Source organism: Pseudomonas sp. PMCC200344 (assembly GCF_030053095.1).
GTDB classification, from domain to species: domain Bacteria; phylum Pseudomonadota; class Gammaproteobacteria; order Pseudomonadales; family Pseudomonadaceae; genus Aquipseudomonas; species Aquipseudomonas svalbardensis.
Map to the genome: position 1 here is coordinate 5,662,381 of NZ_CP125618.1, position 16,069 is coordinate 5,678,449.

General features: G+C 57.3%; 14 protein-coding genes and 1 pseudogene. 13 read left to right on the forward strand and 2 right to left on the reverse strand.

The features are described from left to right. Window positions 1-266: 266 nt before the first annotated feature. On the reverse strand, window positions 267-2,180 hold the full coding sequence (locus QFW87_RS25975; RefSeq protein ID WP_283189202.1) for a sigma-54-dependent Fis family transcriptional regulator: 1,914 nt from the start codon (window positions 2,178-2,180) through the stop codon (window positions 267-269). A gap of 432 nt (window positions 2,181-2,612) precedes the next feature. Here QFW87_RS25975 and QFW87_RS25980 point away from each other — a divergent pair, with 432 nt between their 5' ends. From QFW87_RS25980 to QFW87_RS26020, 9 genes are all read left to right on the forward strand, one after another. Further along, the gene (locus tag QFW87_RS25980) at window positions 2,613-4,133 is read left to right on the forward strand and encodes an aldehyde dehydrogenase family protein (RefSeq protein WP_033054129.1); all 1,521 of its coding nucleotides are present in this window, start codon (window positions 2,613-2,615) and stop codon (window positions 4,131-4,133) included. A 117-nt stretch (window positions 4,134-4,250) separates the two neighbouring features. Next, complete coding sequence (eat, locus tag QFW87_RS25985) at window positions 4,251-5,699, forward strand: ethanolamine permease (RefSeq protein WP_283181814.1); 1,449 nt, start codon at window positions 4,251-4,253, stop codon at window positions 5,697-5,699. A gap of 53 nt (window positions 5,700-5,752) precedes the next feature. Beyond that, window positions 5,753-7,147, forward strand: a complete 1,395-nt coding sequence (locus QFW87_RS25990) for an ethanolamine ammonia-lyase subunit EutB (RefSeq protein ID WP_283189203.1) — start codon at window positions 5,753-5,755, stop codon at window positions 7,145-7,147. An 8-nt stretch (window positions 7,148-7,155) separates the two neighbouring features. Further along, a complete protein-coding gene (gene eutC / locus QFW87_RS25995) occupies window positions 7,156-7,980 on the forward strand; it encodes an ethanolamine ammonia-lyase subunit EutC (protein ID WP_283181816.1) in 825 nt (274 codons plus the stop codon). A gap of 118 nt (window positions 7,981-8,098) precedes the next feature. Further along, the gene (locus QFW87_RS26000) at window positions 8,099-8,560 is read left to right on the forward strand and encodes a GNAT family N-acetyltransferase (RefSeq protein WP_095130795.1); all 462 of its coding nucleotides are present in this window, start codon (window positions 8,099-8,101) and stop codon (window positions 8,558-8,560) included. Window positions 8,561-8,778: 218 nt separating this feature from the next. Then, entirely contained in the window at window positions 8,779-9,435 is a 657-nt protein-coding gene (locus QFW87_RS26005; protein ID WP_283181817.1) for a DedA family protein, read from the forward strand. Window positions 9,436-9,441: 6 nt separating this feature from the next. After that, the gene (locus tag QFW87_RS26010; RefSeq protein WP_283189204.1) at window positions 9,442-10,254 is read left to right on the forward strand and encodes a zinc-dependent peptidase; all 813 of its coding nucleotides are present in this window, start codon (window positions 9,442-9,444) and stop codon (window positions 10,252-10,254) included. Window positions 10,255-10,367: 113 nt separating this feature from the next. Beyond that, window positions 10,368-10,895, forward strand: a complete 528-nt coding sequence (gene ppa / locus QFW87_RS26015) for an inorganic diphosphatase (protein ID WP_028620880.1) — start codon at window positions 10,368-10,370, stop codon at window positions 10,893-10,895. Between the two features lie 223 nt (window positions 10,896-11,118). Then, window positions 11,119-11,871, forward strand: coding sequence for a S24 family peptidase (locus tag QFW87_RS26020; RefSeq protein WP_283189205.1), 753 nt, complete (start codon window positions 11,119-11,121; stop codon window positions 11,869-11,871). A gap of 589 nt (window positions 11,872-12,460) precedes the next feature. Here QFW87_RS26020 and QFW87_RS26025 read toward each other — a convergent pair. Further along, window positions 12,461-12,805: a hypothetical protein gene (locus QFW87_RS26025; protein ID WP_283189206.1), complete on the reverse strand. Its 345-nt coding sequence runs from the start codon at window positions 12,803-12,805 to the stop codon at window positions 12,461-12,463. A 50-nt stretch (window positions 12,806-12,855) separates the two neighbouring features. Between QFW87_RS26025 and QFW87_RS26030 the strand changes: the two genes are divergently transcribed. The 4 genes and pseudogenes from QFW87_RS26030 to QFW87_RS26050 all read left to right on the forward strand — a co-directional run bounded on the left by QFW87_RS26030 (window position 12,856) and on the right by QFW87_RS26050 (window position 15,990). Next, on the forward strand, window positions 12,856-13,518 hold the full coding sequence (locus QFW87_RS26030) for a restriction endonuclease (protein ID WP_283189207.1): 663 nt from the start codon (window positions 12,856-12,858) through the stop codon (window positions 13,516-13,518). A gap of 166 nt (window positions 13,519-13,684) precedes the next feature. Further along, window positions 13,685-14,264, forward strand: a pseudogene (locus QFW87_RS29875) (DarT ssDNA thymidine ADP-ribosyltransferase family protein). Next, a complete protein-coding gene (locus tag QFW87_RS26045) occupies window positions 14,261-14,905 on the forward strand; it encodes a DUF4433 domain-containing protein (RefSeq protein ID WP_283189210.1) in 645 nt (214 codons plus the stop codon). The pseudogene QFW87_RS29875 and the gene QFW87_RS26045 overlap by 4 nt, the downstream one beginning before the upstream one ends. Further along, on the forward strand, window positions 14,902-15,990 hold the full coding sequence (locus QFW87_RS26050; protein ID WP_283189211.1) for a macro domain-containing protein: 1,089 nt from the start codon (window positions 14,902-14,904) through the stop codon (window positions 15,988-15,990). Before QFW87_RS26045 ends, QFW87_RS26050 begins: the two co-directional genes overlap by 4 nt. Window positions 15,991-16,069 lie beyond the last annotated feature (79 nt).

The window sequence follows — 16,069 nt, forward strand, 5'->3', positions numbered from 1 at the left end:
AGTCGACCTCGTAAAACATGGCCGCAGGTTAGCGTAGGGTGGGAAAATTCGCACTCTTTAGCTGATGGCTTGAGATCCACCCTTCACCCCAGCCCTCCCGAAACGTCGGACCGCCCCACAGGGGAGAGGGGGAAAGGGAGCAGATCTCCATGGTTTTCGCAACCTGAGCTCGGCTCGTCATTTCAGGTCGATGTACCTCCAAGAACACCTCGATCAGTCCCCTCTCCCTCCGGGAGAGGGTTAGGGTGAGGGCTGGATCTAACGGTCTACCGCTCAATTCCATGTTTACGCAATTTTCTATAAAGGGTGTTACGACTGACGCCCAACTGTTCCGCTGTATGAGTCATATGCCAACGTGTCTGCTCCAGCGCATTCAGCAACGCCAGCCGCTCAGCGTCATCCAGCGGATAGTCCGACGGCTCTTCAACGGCAACAACCGGAACCGGTCGGGCCTGACGAATCATCACCGGCAAATCCTCCAGCCCTATCCGCCCGCCATCACACAGCGCCGCCAGCGTGCGCAGCACATTGCGCAACTGCCGCACGTTCCCCGGCCAGGCGAAGGCCAGCAACGCCTGGCGTGCCGGACCGTCAATCAATACGGTTTCCCCACCCGCCTCTTCGGCCAGCAAAAAGTCGAGCAATTGGGATTTATCACTGCGATCACGCAGCGCCGGCAGTGCAACTTCCAGCCCGTTGAGCCGGTAATACAAATCCTCGCGGAAGCTGCCGTCCTGCACCCGCTCCAGCAGATTGCGGTGAGTGGCGCTGATGATCCGCACATTGACCGATTCCGGCTCGCCGCCGATCGGCACCACCTGACGATCTTCCAGCACCCTTAACAGCCGGGTCTGCAAAGCCAGGGGCATGTCGCCGATTTCATCGAGGAACAGAGTCCCGCCATCGGCCTGCTGCAACTTGCCGCGCATGCCTTCCTTACGCGCCCCGGTAAAGCTGCCGCCGCGATAGCCAAACAGCTCGCTCTCGATCAGGCTCTCGGGGATGGCTGCGCAGTTGAGGGCGACGAAGGCTTTTTCTGCTCGCCGGCTGGCCTGGTGGACGGCTTTGGCAAACGCTTCCTTGCCGGATCCGGTTTCGCCGTTGATCAGTAGCGGTACGTCCCGCTCGAACACGCGCAAGGATTTGCGGAAGTCTTCCTGCAACCCCGTGTCACCCAGACAAATGCCCGACAAGCGCGAAGGCTCGGCGATCACCGGACTTTGCACCACCGGCACCGGAATGCTGCGTGGCTGCCCGCGCAACACCGCAAACAGACTCCGCCCGTCGCGCGTGCGCAACGGCCAGCTGGCGCTGGCATTGACGCTTGCGCGGCCGAGCAATTCATCCAGCGAGCAGTCAAAAAACGCCTCCACCGGCTTGCCCAGCAGCCCACCGCGAATATGCCCCAACAGGTTCAGCGCACTCTGGTTGACCGCACTGATCCGCCCTTCCCCGTCAAACGCCAGTAACCCTTCGCTGAACAACCCGACGGATTCGGCCTGAAGGTGAAAACGCAGCAACCACTGATTGTCGAAATAGCGCAGGAAATAGCAGCTCTCGATCATCTTCGCCGAAAGATTGACCAGGGCCATGGTGTGGAATTGGCTCTGACGCGAGACCTCGTGGCGCGCCGAGGACACGTCGAGCACCGCCAGCAGTTCGCCATGCGGGTCGAACACCGGGCTCGCCGAGCACGTCAGGCCCGTGTGGCGGCCGCGAAAGTGTTCATCCTGGTGAATGGTCAGCGACTGGCGCTCCACCAGGCAGGTGCCGATGCCGTTGGTGCCTTCGCACGCTTCGCTCCAGTCCGCACCGAGCCAGAGGCCGGCGCGTTCGAAAATCTTCCGCTCGGCAGGCGCGGTGACGCAATTGAGGATCACGCCGCGGGCGTCGGTCAGCAGGACAGCGTGGCCGGCACCGGAGAGTTGCTGATGAAGGCTGGTCATTTCGCTGCCGGCGATGTGCAGCACTTGCTGCAAGCGCTCGCGGCTTTCCAGGACGCGGCCATGTTCCAGCACCGTCGGCGCCATGGTCAGGGCCGGGTCGAGGTGATAGTCCTCAAGACAACGCAGCCAGGAACGGGCAATCGACGGATCGCTGCCGGGGCCGTGCAGGTGGGATTTTCCCTGAGTGACGGTCAGGACTTGCTGGGCATGGCGACTCAAATGGTTGTCGTGCATTTCTTATTGTTCTCCCCGCAGAGTCTGGTCCGCTTTTCCGTGTAGCAGCTGCCGAAGGCTGCGTCCGGCTGCGAAGCAGTCGTAAACCTGTGTCCCGTATGCATTGCCGAAAACGAGGCGAGCGCTTCGCACTCGGACGCAGCCTTCGGCAGCTGCTACACGAAGCAAAATTGCGTGAGCCGAGCATCCTCCAGCGCGACGCGCATTGCAATGCTGGCGAGACCGACCCGTCACACGTTGTGTCAGAAGCGGTACAAAGTGTCATCAGGGCTGTACCGAAACCGTCACAGACAGAGTCCGTCGGTCCGACAAAAACCGCGTAAGGCCTTGATTTGCCTGACCTGCAAGGCAGTGGCCCGACCTTTGCTCTACGCTTATAACAAGCGCACATGCGCTCTCCCTTATAAGCACAAAAGCCAAGGAGAAATCACCATGCGTTACGCTCACCCCGGTACTGAAGGCGCTATCGTTTCGTTCAAGAGCAAATACGGTAACTACATCGGCGGCGAGTTCGTCGCGCCTGTCAAAGGTCAGTACTTCACCAATACCTCGCCAGTGAATGGCCAACCGATTGCCGAATTCCCGCGCTCCACGGCCGAAGACATCGAAAAGGCCCTGGACGCTGCCCACGCGGCCGCCGATGCCTGGGGCGCCACGTCCGCCCAGGCTCGCTCGCTGGTGCTGCTGAAAATCGCCGACCGCATCGAACAGAACCTCGAAGTCCTGGCAATCACCGAATCCTGGGACAACGGCAAAGCCGTGCGTGAAACCCTCAACGCCGACATCCCGCTGGCAGCCGACCACTTCCGTTACTTCGCCGGTTGCATCCGCGCCCAGGAAGGCAGCGCCGCCGAGATCGACGGCAACACCGTGGCCTATCACATCCATGAACCGCTGGGCGTGGTCGGGCAGATCATCCCGTGGAACTTCCCGATCCTGATGGCCGCCTGGAAACTCGCCCCGGCCCTGGCGGCCGGTAACTGCGTGGTGCTCAAGCCTGCCGAACAAACCCCGCTGGGCATTACCGTGCTGATGGAGCTGATCGGCGACCTGCTGCCGCCGGGCGTGCTGAACGTGGTGCAAGGCTTTGGCAAAGAAGCCGGCGAAGCGCTGGCCACCAGCAAACGCATTGCCAAGATCGCCTTCACCGGCTCGACCCCGGTCGGCTCGCACATCATGAAATGCGCCGCCGAAAACATCATTCCGTCCACCGTGGAGCTGGGTGGCAAGTCGCCGAACATCTTCTTCGCCGACATCATGCAAGCCGAAGAAACCTTCATCGAAAAAGCCGCCGAAGGCCTGGTGCTGGCGTTCTTCAACCAGGGCGAAGTCTGCACCTGCCCATCCCGTGCATTGGTGCAAGAGTCGATCTACGACGACTTCATGAAAGTCGTGATGAAAAAAGTGCTGTCGATCAAACGTGGCGACCCGCTGGACACCGACACCATGGTCGGCGCCCAGGCGTCCGAGCAGCAATTCGACAAAATCCTTTCGTACCTGGAAATCGCCAAGGGCGAAGGCGCCGAGCTGTTGACCGGCGGCAAGGTGGAAAAACTCGAAGGCAACTTGGCGACCGGGTATTACATCCAGCCGACTCTGCTCAAGGGCACCAACAAAATGCGCGTGTTCCAGGAAGAAATCTTTGGCCCGGTGGTGAGCATCACCACCTTCAAGGACGAAGCCGAAGCCCTGGCCATCGCCAACGACACCGAGTTCGGCCTGGGTGCCGGTCTGTGGACCCGCGATATCAACCGCGCCTATCGCATGGGCCGCGCCATCAAGGCCGGTCGTGTGTGGACCAACTGCTACCACCTGTACCCGGCGCATGCCGCGTTCGGCGGTTACAAAAAATCCGGCGTCGGTCGTGAAACCCACAAAATGATGCTCGACCATTATCAGCAGACCAAAAACCTGCTGGTGAGCTACGACATCAATCCGCTGGGCTTCTTCTAAAAGCGTCTGTCGCAGGCAAGCCACTCTCCTTCTGGGAGTGAGCTTGCTTGCACATTGCGCCTTCGCGCCAACCCGGCAAACACGCCGGTCAAAAACAATAAGAACAGGTGAACCCCTATGTCTAGCGATCAAGCCAGCGTGCAGCCGGCTACCTCCTCGGTCGACTTCGAAAAGGTCGGCTCCGACTATTTCCAGCAACGGGAACTGAAAAAAGGCGCGGCAGGCTGGGTCCTGCTAGTGGGCCTGGGCGTGGCCTACGTCATCTCGGGCGATTACGCAGGATGGAACTTCGGACTGGCCCAGGGTGGCTGGGGCGGCATGTTTCTCGCCACGTTGCTGATGGCGACCATGTACCTGTGTATGTGCTTTTCCTTGGCGGAACTGTCGTCAATGATCCCTACCGCCGGTGGCGGCTACGGTTTTGCCCGCAGTGCGTTCGGCCCTTGGGGCGGGTTCCTGACCGGAACCGCGATCCTGATCGAATACGCGATCGCCCCAGCGGCGATCGCGGTGTTTATCGGCGCCTATTGCGAATCACTGTTCGGCATCGGCGGCTGGATGATTTACCTGGCGTTCTACATCATCTTTATCGCCATTCACATTTTCGGGGTCGGCGAAGCCCTGAAACTGATGTTCGTCATCACCGCCGTCGCCGCCCTGGCGCTGGGAGTGTTTCTGGTGGCGATGGTGCCGCACTTCAGCGTCGCCAACCTGCTCGACATCCCGGTGACCGAGGCCAAGGGCGCCAGCAGCTTCCTGCCGTTCGGCTACGTCGGCGTGTGGGCAGCCATTCCCTATGCGATCTGGTTTTTCCTGGCTGTTGAAGGTGTGCCACTGGCGGCAGAAGAAACCAAAAACCCGAAACGCGACCTGCCACGCGGGTTGATTGGTGCAATGCTGGTGCTGGTGACCTTTGCCCTGCTGATTCTGGTGATCGGCCCTGGCGGTGCGGGCGCCAATGCTTTGATGACCTCGGGTAACCCGTTGGTCGAAGCGCTGAGCAAGGCCTATGGTGGCTCGACCTGGATGGGCCACTTCGTTAATTTGGTGGGCCTGGCCGGGTTGATTGCCAGTTTCTTCTCGATCATCTACGCCTACTCGCGGCAGATCTTTGCACTGTCCCGCGCCGGCTACCTGCCGCGCAAACTGTCAGAAACCAACAAAAGCAAGGCTCCCGTATTGGCACTGATTATTCCCGGCATCATCGGATTCGGCTTGTCACTGACCGGTCAGGGTGACTTGCTGATTCTGGTGGCGGTGTTCGGCGCGACCATTTCCTACGTCCTGATGATGGCGGCGCACATCACACTGCGCATTCGGCGCCCCAAAATGGATCGCCCATACCGCACGCCGGGCGGTATCTTCACCTCGGGTGTCGCGCTGGTGCTGGCTTGCATCGCCGTGGTGGCGGGTTTTCTGGTAGACCCGCGTGTAGTGATTGGCGCTGCGATCATCTATGGAGTGTTAATTGCTTACTTTGCCTTCTACAGTCGGCATCACCTCGTAGCAGGCACGCCCGAAGAAGAATTCGCGGCTATTCAGAAAGCTGAAGAAGCCCTGCACTAAAAGGGCCGAAAATTACGGCGCAGACCCCATCTGCGCCGTCACGGAGAATCTGTATGGCTAGTTTTGCTCACACTGTCGGTGGCCTGATTTATCGCTTCGAAAGCCTCAAGGAGGTGATGGCCAAGGCCAGTCCGGCACGCTCAGGGGATTTCCTGGCTGGCGTCGCGGCACTTAACGATGGCGAGCGCGTTGCCGCGCAGATGGCCTTGGCTGACATCCCGCTCACTCATTTCCTACAGGAAGTGCTGATTCCTTATGAGGCCGATGAAGTCACCCGACTGATCATCGACACTCACGATAAACAAGCTTTCGCGGCTGTCAGCCACCTCACTGTCGGCGGCTTTCGCGACTGGCTGCTCAGCGATGCCGCCGACGAACAGAGCCTGCGCGCCCTCGCGCCAGGTCTGACCCCGGAAATGGCCGCTGCCGTGTCGAAGATCATGCGCGTGCAGGATCTGGTGCTGGTGGCGCAGAAAATCCGTGTTGTTACAAAATTCCGCGGAACGATGGGTTTGCGTGGGCGGTTATCCACACGCCTGCAACCTAATCACCCCACCGATGAACCGGCCGGCATCGCCGCTAGCGTTTTGGACGGCCTGCTGTACGGTAACGGCGACGCGATGATCGGCATCAACCCGGCCACCGATAGCATCGCCTCGATCTGCGCCATGCTGGAAATGCTCGACGCGATCATTCAGCGCTACGAGATTCCGACCCAGGCCTGCGTGCTGACTCATGTCACCACGTCCATTGAAGCGGTGAATCGCGGTGTTCCGCTGGACCTGGTGTTCCAGTCGATCGCCGGCACCGAAGCGGCCAACGCCAGTTTCGGCATCAACCTGAACGTGTTGCAGGAAGGTTACGACGCCGGTTTGAGCCTGAATCGCGGCACGCTGGGCCAGAATCTGATGTATTTCGAAACCGGTCAGGGCAGCGCCCTGTCAGCCAACGCCCACCACGGCATCGATCAACAGACCTGCGAAACCCGCGCCTACGCCGTTGCGCGACATTTCAAACCGTTCCTGGTGAACACCGTCGTAGGATTCATCGGCCCGGAATACCTCTACAACGGTAAACAGATCATCCGCGCCGGCCTCGAAGACCACTTCTGCGGCAAGCTCCTGGGCGTGCCCATGGGTTGCGACATCTGTTACACCAACCACGCCGAAGCCGACCAGGACGATATGGACACCCTGCTGACCCTGTTGGGCGTGGCCGGGATCAACTTCATCATGGGCATCCCCGGCTCCGATGACATCATGCTCAACTATCAGACCACCTCGTTCCACGACGCCCTTTACGCCCGTCAGACCCTGGGCCTGAAACCGGCGCCGGAATTCGAACAATGGCTGGCAAGAATGGGCATTTTCACCCAGGCAGACGGCAAGATTCACTTCGGCGACAGCCTGCCGCCGGCTTTCCGCCAAGCGATGGCGCAACTGGGATGAGTGTTGAAATGGATAAACCACCCGTTGATCCACAGAACCCGTTGCTGGAACTGCGTCGCCTGACGCCGGCGCGGATCGCCTTGGGAAGAACCGGCACCAGCATGCCGACCAGCGCGCAGCTGGATTTCCAGTACGCCCACGCTCAGGCGCGGGATGCGGTGCACTTACCGTTCGACCATGTGGGGCTCAGCTCACAACTGGCTGAACGCGGGCGTGCCAGTCTGCTGCTACACAGCGCCGCTACGGACCGGAACAGTTATTTGCAACGCCCCGATTTGGGGCGAAAGCTGAGTGATGATTCGGCGCAGACACTGCGCGATTACGCATTGGCCAATCCCGGCGGTGTCGATCTGGCAATTGTCGTTGCCGATGGGTTGTCGGCGCTGGCCGTTCATCGCCATACCCTGCCGTTTCTGGCGCGGATGGAAGATCAGATTGTGAGTGACGGCTGGTCCGTCTCACCGGTCATTCTGGTGGAACAGGGTCGGGTCGCCGTAGCCGACGAAATCGGTGAACTGCTGGGTGCAAAAATGGTGGTGATCCTGATCGGCGAACGCCCTGGCCTCAGCTCCCCGGACAGCCTGGGGCTGTATTTCACCTATAATCCAAAGGTCGGGCTGACGGATGCCTATCGCAACTGCATCTCCAACGTCCGACTCGAAGGCCTGAGTTACGGCATGGCGGCACACCGTTTGCTGTATTTGATGCGCGAGGCCTGTCGGCGGCAGTTGTCAGGGGTCAATCTGAAGGACGAAGCTCAAGTTCAGACACTCGAGTCGGACGCTGGAGCAGGCATGAAAGGTAATTTCCTACTGAGTTCGTCGGATGCCTGAACCGTTTCCGCATTGCGTTTCTGACCCAGTTTCAGGCAGGATCGAAACACGGCCGCCCGAGTGAGAACCGTTCGCCGTCACAGTACGTGAAGACAGCCACTTGAAGACGAGACCTACCATGCGGATTATTCAAGCGACGCTCGAACACCTGGACCTGCTGACCCCGTTGTTCGTCAAATATCGCGAGTTTTATGGCTCCCTGGCTTATCCGGACTCGTCCCGGGCGTTCCTTGAAAAGCGCCTGCGTCGCAAGGAGTCGGTGATCTACCTGGCCCTGGCCGATGACGACAGCAACAAACTGATGGGTTTCTGTCAGTTGTATCCGAGCTTTTCGTCCCTTTCGCTGAAGCGCGTGTGGATCCTCAACGACATCTACGTCGCCGAAGAGGCCCGCCGCCAGTTGGTGGCCGACAACCTCATCCGCACTGCGAAGAAAATGGCCAAGGAAACCAACGCTGTACGCATGCGCGTTTCCACCAGCAGCAATAACGAAGTCGCGCAGAAAACCTACGAATCCATCGGGTTCAAGGAAGACACCGAGTTCAAGAACTACGTGTTGCCGATCAGCGACGAGCTATAAGCCGAAAAGATCGCAGCCCTTATGGGTACGGCCAGAGGCTGCGATCTTCTCTCACTGCGCTCCGAAATCCCCCGCTACAAACTCAACGCGCTTTTCACCTCTCAGCCCGTATAATGCCGACCTTTCCGGCTTGTAAGAAAAACTACACCCGTCTGTAGCCTTTCGCGAAGTCATCCGCACAGGCCTGCCGAGTCGGGCCGTCACCTCAGGTGCTCTCCATGGATTTCAACCCGCTCGATCTTATCCTGCATCTCGATGTTTACCTCGATTTGCTGGTAAACAACTACGGGCCATGGATTTACGCCATTCTGTTCCTGGTGATCTTCTGCGAAACCGGTCTGGTGGTCATGCCGTTCCTGCCGGGCGACTCCCTGCTGTTCATCGCGGGTGCCGTTGCGGCCGGTGGCGGCATGGACCCGGTGCTGCTGGGCGGCCTGCTGATGCTGGCGGCGATCCTTGGCGACAGTACCAACTACGTGATCGGACGAACGGCGGGTGAGCGTTTGTTCAGCAACCCGAACTCGAAAATCTTCCGCCGCGACTACCTGCAGCAAACCCACGACTTCTACGACAAACACGGCGGCAAAACCGTAACCCTGGCGCGTTTCCTCCCCATCATCCGCACCTTTGCACCGTTCGTCGCCGGCGTCGCCAAAATGCCTTACCCGCGTTTCTTCGCCTTCAGCGTCCTCGGCACTATTTTGTGGGTGGGTGGCCTGGTGACCCTGGGTTACTTCTTCGGCAACGTACCGTTCATCAAGCAAAACCTGTCGCTGCTGGTCGTGGGCATCATCCTGCTGTCGTTGGTACCGATGATCATCGGCATCATCCGCAGCCGCTTCGGCAACGCCGCGTCCAAAACTCAATCGCGCTGATTCACCATGTGGTCCCTTAGCGCCTGGCGTCGCCAGCGCACCTTGGCCAAACACCCGATTGCCGACGACATGTGGCAGCGGGTGCGTCATCACTTGAGTTTTCTCGATGGCATTAGCGCCGCCGAAGACCAGTGGCTGCGCGAAGCCAGCGTGCTGTTCCTCCAGGACAAACACTTGACCGCCCTGCCCGGCGTCGAACTCCACCAGGAACAGCGCCTGCTGCTTGCCGCCCAGGCGCAGTTGCCGGTGCTGCACCTGTGCGATCTGAACTGGTATCAGGGTTTCCACGAAATCGTCCTCTATCCCGACGACTTCCTCAGCCCCCAACGCCATCGCGATGCCAGCGGCGTCGAACACGAATGGGACGGCGAACACAGCGGCGAAGCCTGGCAGCAAGGCCCGATCATCCTCGCGTGGCCCGGCGTGATGGCCAGCGGAGGCTGGGAAGGCTACAACCTGGTGATCCACGAACTCGCGCATAAACTCGACATGCTCAACGGCGACGCCAACGGCCTGCCGCCACTGCACGCCGACATGCGGGTCAGCGACTGGGCCAAGGTCATGCAAGAGGCCTACGACGACCTTGATCGGCAACTGGACCGCAATCCCGACGCTGACACCGCCATCGACCCGTACGCTGCGGAAAACCCCGCCGAGTTCTTCGCGGTCACCAGCGAATACTTCTTTAGCGCCCCGGATTTGCTGCACGAGGCGTATCCTCAGGTCTATGAACAGCTGAAGCTGTTTTATCGTCAGGACCCTCTGGCCCGGCTGCGGCAACTTCTGGCCGAAGACCCGGTCTATCAGGCACACGACTAAGGTCTCTACGACCTCTGGTACATGGCGTCGACGAAGGAATATGCCTATAATCGCCGCCACTTTTTGGTCAATCCGGCCAAGTGTTTTTGGTCAACTAACGGGGGCACCGCCCAATGAGCTACAGCAAGATTCCGGCTGGCAAAGACCTGCCGAACGACATCTACGTCGCGATCGAGATTCCGGCCAACCACGCCCCGATCAAATACGAAATCGACAAAGACAGCGATTGCCTGTTCGTTGACCGTTTCATGGCCACCCCGATGTTCTACCCGGCCAACTACGGTTTCATCCCGAACACCCTGGCTGACGACGGTGACCCCCTCGACGTGCTGGTCGTGACCCCTTACCCGGTTGCTCCAGGTTCGGTCATCCGCGCCCGTCCGGTCGGCATCCTGCACATGACCGACGACGGCGGCGGCGATGCCAAAGTCATCGCAGTCCCACACGACAAGCTGTCCCAGCTGTACGTCGACGTGAAGGAATACACCGATCTGCCACCTCTGCTGCTGGAACAGATCAAGCACTTCTTCGAGAACTACAAAGACCTCGAAAAAGGCAAATGGGTGAAGATCGAAGGTTGGGGCGACGCAGAAGCCGCTCGCACCGAGATCATGAAGTCGGTTGCTGCCTATAAAGGCTGATAGCCGCCTCTCACGAACGGCTATAACGAAGAACCCCGGTTGATCCGGGGTTTTTTGTGGGCGTTTGAACACCATATTCAACAGCACATTTAACTGGCGGGCAAACCGGTTTTTTCTTGTTTAATTTTTACAAAAGACGTCTTACATCAGGACTTAAATTTCACGCCAGATTTGAACGTTTTGTTGAATCAAAGCCTTATGCCGCACGGCTAGACTCGTGTTTATGAAAAAGAACAAAACCTGCGGCCCACGATTCAGAATGCTTCTGAAAGAGTTACAAATCACGACAACGAGATTTGCCGAATTCCTGGGTATTTCCGACCCTCAAACTGTCCATAACTGGTATACCCGCGGGGTTCCTGACTACCGCATGGAAGATGTCGCCAGAAGACTGTCCGTGAACACTGAATGGCTGAAAACCGGCGAAGGACCGCAAGACGCCAGGGCATTGCATCTGATCGATGCATCCGGCAACACCTTCGACGCCCAGTCAATCCGGGGCACCTATCGGGTCATCGACCCCATCGATATCGAACTACCCTTTTACAAAGAAGCGACCACTGCCCCCGGCTCCGACAAAACCCATGTCATCAAAGACCCCAGCGAATCGATCCGCCTGCCGCGCAGCGATCTTGACTCCCTGGAAATCAACCACGCCGATGCCATCTGCGCCCGCATGGTTGGCAACAGCATGGCCGAAAAAATTGAAGATGGCTCCATCGTCGCCATCGACCGCGGGCTCACGCAAATTGTTGACGGAGAGATTTACGCAATCGAGCACGACGGCATGTTGCGAATCAAATACCTGAGCCGGGTACCAGGCAACGCGATACGCATGCGCAGCCACAACAGCTCCGAATACCCGGATGAAGTCTTCAGACCTCCGCAAATCGAAGAACAAAACATAAGGGTTCTGGGATGGGTGTTCTGGTGGTCGACCCTGAATAAACGCAGGCCACCCATTCCTTTTCTGTAAACACATAACTGTGTAGCAGCTGGCGAAGCCTGCGTTAGGCTGCGGAGCAGTCGTGAATCTGGTATCCGCGGTGTACCTGAAACACCGGGTTAGATGGTTTTACGACTGCTGCGCAGCCTAACGCAGGCTCCGCCACCTGCTACACGTAACCGCAATCGCTCTAGGTCGCACACCATGCTGGGAATTCCCCCAAAAAATCAGTATGCTGCGGCCCACATTTGCGCATCGACCCGCCTCGCGGCTTCAGATCGCACCGACAAGGCAGATGATTTTCTCGCCGAGTCCCACAGCCGGACGCAAGATCCGGGTGTACGTTTTGAAGGCTGGCGCGGTTTACCAAAAATGATCCAAGCCAGTCCCCGAGAAGCCGGCCACAAGCCGGCTTTTTAATGCCTGCGAAAAAGTGAGCCTCAACGATTAGCGAGAAAGATCAGCATCCCGCGCTGATGGCTTCCTGGTCATAATTTCCAGGCACGAAACGCCGCAGTGGATCACTCAGAATAGCCGTCAGAGTCTTACCAAATTCGGCGTGCTCGGTTGTGAGTTTCTGGGCGACACCCAATGCCGCTTTCTGCTCACCCAGCTCCGATTACGCCTGAACCCGACCTTGCCCAGACGCCAACCATGACCTATAGCTCATGGATAGCTCAAACGCGTGCAGATACTCTCTTTTGTCTGCTGTCAGTTTTCGGACCACACCATGAAAGTAACTCTGAGCAACAGAGCACTGATTTTCAGCAGTCAGTAGTTTGTGCTGAATGATTTCATTCGAACTGTAATTACTCAACTCAGCAAGCGTACCCATCGCAGCGTTCACAGGGGCGAAATGAGCAAGCCCCTGTTTCTCCTCAAGCCACTCTTGCTTAGCATTTACATCATTTACATCATTTACATCATTTACATCATTTACATCATTTACATCATTGCCGGTCACATTTAACTGCCAGTGCCAAACGCGGGTATTGGAAATTGACTGACGCGGGCGTGGCCTACGCCAAGGAACATCCAGCCCCGATGCCGTCCGATGAAGTGGAGCATTTAGCCATTGGCTATATGAATGTGAAGCTGAAGGTTGCCCCCGACGACGCCCCGCTCGATGACGAAACTCCTGTTGAACCTGACGTGACCTTCGCGACCGCCAGCCCGGATGATCGGCTTGAACAAGCTCTCCAGGAATTGCGCGACGCTACGGCGGCTGACCTTTTGGATAACTTGTTACAGGTCAGCCCCAACCGCTTCGAAGTGATCGTGCTGGACGTGCTTCATCGCCTGGGATACGGCGCCAGTCGCAATGACCTGCAGCGTGTCGGCGGCTCAGGGGATGCCGGCATCGATGGCATCATCTCGCTTGACAAGCTGGGATTGGAGAAGGTTTACGTTCAAGCCAAACGCTGGCAGAACATAGTGGGACGCCCTGAGTTGCAGGCATTCTACGGTGCGCTTGCCGGGCAAAAAGCCAAACGCGGGGTTTTCATCACAACCTCTGGTTTCACGGCAAACGCTGTCGACTTCGCTAAATCGGTGGACGGGATTGTGTTGGTGGATGGCGCGCGACTGGTGCATCTGATGATGGATCATGAGGTGGGCGTTACATCGCGATTGCTGCGGTTGCCGGCGCTGGATCGTGATTATTTTGACGAAGAGTGAGAGATCGGTTTTGGGCAAACCGGCCACTTCCCCTGCAACACTTGTGGCCTAAGGTGATGGCACACTAGAATCACGAAGTACGCCCGACTTGGAAGGTCGCGGTTAACGCGCAGAAGAGATAGGGCTAAAGCGGGTTTAGATAGTTGTGCAGGTCAAGGAGACCACGATGCCAGACGTCAGAAATATCAAGGAACAAAAGCTTCTATACCACCTCACTTCGGTTGAAAACCTGGATGGCATTTTTCAGGGAGGTCTAAAGCCTCGCGCTGAACTCACCGACTTCAAAGATGTAGCTGACAGTGAAATTCTGAAGAAGCGCAGCCCTTGAGCTTGACAGCTATGTGCCCTTTCACTGGTTCGCTGCAAATCCATTTGACGGAAGTGTGCAACGTAACAACCCTGATGTGAAATTCGTCCTGATCTCCGTTTACAGGACTATCGCGAAACAAAACGGTTGGAAGGTCATTCCCCGCCACCCTCTGACAAACGATTCAATCCAGTTACTCGATTACGACGAGGGTTTCGAAGCCATCGAGTGGGAGGTCATGAACAGCCGGGAGTATCACGATGCGCACTGCAAAAGCATCTGCATGGCGGAATGCTTGGCGCCTGGCATTGTGAAACCAAACGCCTTCTTCAAAATCTTCACTCCTAACGAGGAGGTCGAAACACTCTGCGTGGCTAAAATGCGCGAGGCCGGTGTTAATGTACTCACCGGCGCGAATCAGAGAATGTTTTATCAATGAACTACACCAGTCTGAATCCAGAGAAGGCTCTGATTTGGCGTATCATCCACCGCGATAACCTGCCTTGGATTCTGGACAATGGGCTGCATTGCGCGAACTCGAAGGTGCTGGCCCCCCAGTACGTGAATATCGGCAATGTCGATTTGATCGACAAGCGCCGATCTCGCCGTGTACCTATCGCACCAGAGGGTTTTTTGGCCGACTACGTACCCTTCTATTTCACACCCTTCTCTGTGATGATGAAAAACATTCACTCCGGGTGGAGCGTTCAGCAGCGAAAAAACGACGAGATTGTAATTCTCGTCTCCAGTCTCTACCGCGTCGAAGAGCTGGGCCTACCGTTTGTCTTCACAAACGCACACGCCTACCCGGATTGGACAGACTATTACAGTGATCTGGCGAATCTCGGCGAGATCGATTGGTCTATCCTTCAACGGCGCGACTTCAAACGTGATCCTGATGACCCTCGAAAGATGGAGCGTTATCAGGCCGAAGCGCTGATTCACCATCACCTACCGATTACAGGACTCCTTGGCATCATGTGCTACTCCGATGCAATGAAAGAACGCATTGAGCAAGACGTGGCCGCTAGAGGCCTGACGTTGTCTGTTCATGCGCGCTCGGGATGGTATTTCCAATGATCAGATTTACCCAAGGCAACCTTCTGGAAGCCAAAACCGAAGCCCTCGTCAACACGGTGAATACCGTAGGTGTGATGGGCAAAGGTATCGCGTTGATGTTCAAAGAGCGCTTCGCGGAGAACTACCGTCTGTATTCGGCGGCCTGCAAGGCTGGCGCGGTAGAGACAGGAAAGGTTCACGTAACGGCAGTCAACGAGCTCGACGGTCCTCGCTGGATCGTAAATTTCCCTACCAAACGTCACTGGCGATCGCCGTCGCAGATGGCGTGGATAACCGAAGGCTTGCAAGATCTGCGTCGCTTCCTGATTGAAAACGACGTGAAGTCCGTGGCAGTTCCACCGCTAGGTGCGGGCAACGGTGGTTTGAAGTGGCCAGAAGTTCGCGAACAGATTGTTGATGTCCTGAGTGATCTGGACGTCGATGTGTTGGTATTCGAACCTTCCAACCAGTATCTGAATGTCGCCAAACGTAGCGGCGTGGAAAAGCTTACGCCTGCTCGCGCACTCATTGCGGAACTGGTTCGACGCTATTGGGTTCTAGGCATGGAATGCAGCCTGCTGGAGATTCAGAAGCTGGCCTGGTTCCTGGAGCGTGCTATTGAGAAGCTACCGGACACTGAAAACCCCCTGAATCTTAAGTTTGTTGCTCATAAATATGGGCCGTATGCCAATCGGTTGGAGCATCTGCTCAATAACCTGGATGGCAGCTACCTGCATTGCGACAAGCGCATCAGTGATGCGGGTATCAGTGATGTGATCTGGTTTGACCAAGATCGCAAAGCCTTTCTGCAAACCTATCTCAAGACCGAAGCCAAGGAGTATTCCCAAGCATTGGAGCGCACCGCAGAGTTAATCGACGGTTTTGAATCGCCCTTCGGTATGGAATTGTTGGCGACAGTGGATTGGCTGCTGAATCAGGAAGGTGTATCCCCTACCGTTCCAGCTGTTCGCGAAGCGTTGAGTCATTGGGATGGTGGAGCCAGCGCAGCAGCTCGCAAGAGCAAACTGTTCGACGATCAAGCACTTGATATTGCGCTCACTCGTCTTACCTCCAGTAGTTTCGGCCCTGTAATGGCTTCCTGCTAACTCCTCAGGACACCGATACACTCAACAATTTGTCTCACCACCGGTGAGACAAATTGTTGTCTATAACGACAGGTCGAAC

What these genes read in the sequence shown, in the direction of transcription:
- QFW87_RS25980 (WP_033054129.1), top strand. Translation starts at nt 2,613, where the DNA reads ATGCGTTACGCTCACCCCGGTACTGAAGGCGCTATCGTTTCGTTCAAG.
- QFW87_RS25990 (WP_283189203.1), top strand. Translation starts at nt 5,753, where the DNA reads ATGGCTAGTTTTGCTCACACTGTCGGTGGCCTGATTTATCGCTTCGAA.
- QFW87_RS26010 (WP_283189204.1), top strand. Translation starts at nt 9,442, where the DNA reads ATGTGGTCCCTTAGCGCCTGGCGTCGCCAGCGCACCTTGGCCAAACAC.
- ppa (WP_028620880.1), top strand. Translation starts at nt 10,368, where the DNA reads ATGAGCTACAGCAAGATTCCGGCTGGCAAAGACCTGCCGAACGACATC.
- QFW87_RS26050 (WP_283189211.1), top strand. Translation starts at nt 14,902, where the DNA reads ATGATCAGATTTACCCAAGGCAACCTTCTGGAAGCCAAAACCGAAGCC.
- QFW87_RS26005 (WP_283181817.1), top strand. Translation starts at nt 8,779, where the DNA reads ATGGATTTCAACCCGCTCGATCTTATCCTGCATCTCGATGTTTACCTC.
- QFW87_RS26000 (WP_095130795.1), top strand. Translation starts at nt 8,099, where the DNA reads ATGCGGATTATTCAAGCGACGCTCGAACACCTGGACCTGCTGACCCCG.
- QFW87_RS26020 (WP_283189205.1), top strand. Translation starts at nt 11,119, where the DNA reads ATGAAAAAGAACAAAACCTGCGGCCCACGATTCAGAATGCTTCTGAAA.
- eat (WP_283181814.1), top strand. Translation starts at nt 4,251, where the DNA reads ATGTCTAGCGATCAAGCCAGCGTGCAGCCGGCTACCTCCTCGGTCGAC.
- QFW87_RS25975 (WP_283189202.1), bottom strand. Translation starts at nt 2,180, where the DNA reads ATGCACGACAACCATTTGAGTCGCCATGCCCAGCAAGTCCTGACCGTC.
- QFW87_RS26045 (WP_283189210.1), top strand. Translation starts at nt 14,261, where the DNA reads ATGAACTACACCAGTCTGAATCCAGAGAAGGCTCTGATTTGGCGTATC.
- eutC (WP_283181816.1), top strand. Translation starts at nt 7,156, where the DNA reads ATGGATAAACCACCCGTTGATCCACAGAACCCGTTGCTGGAACTGCGT.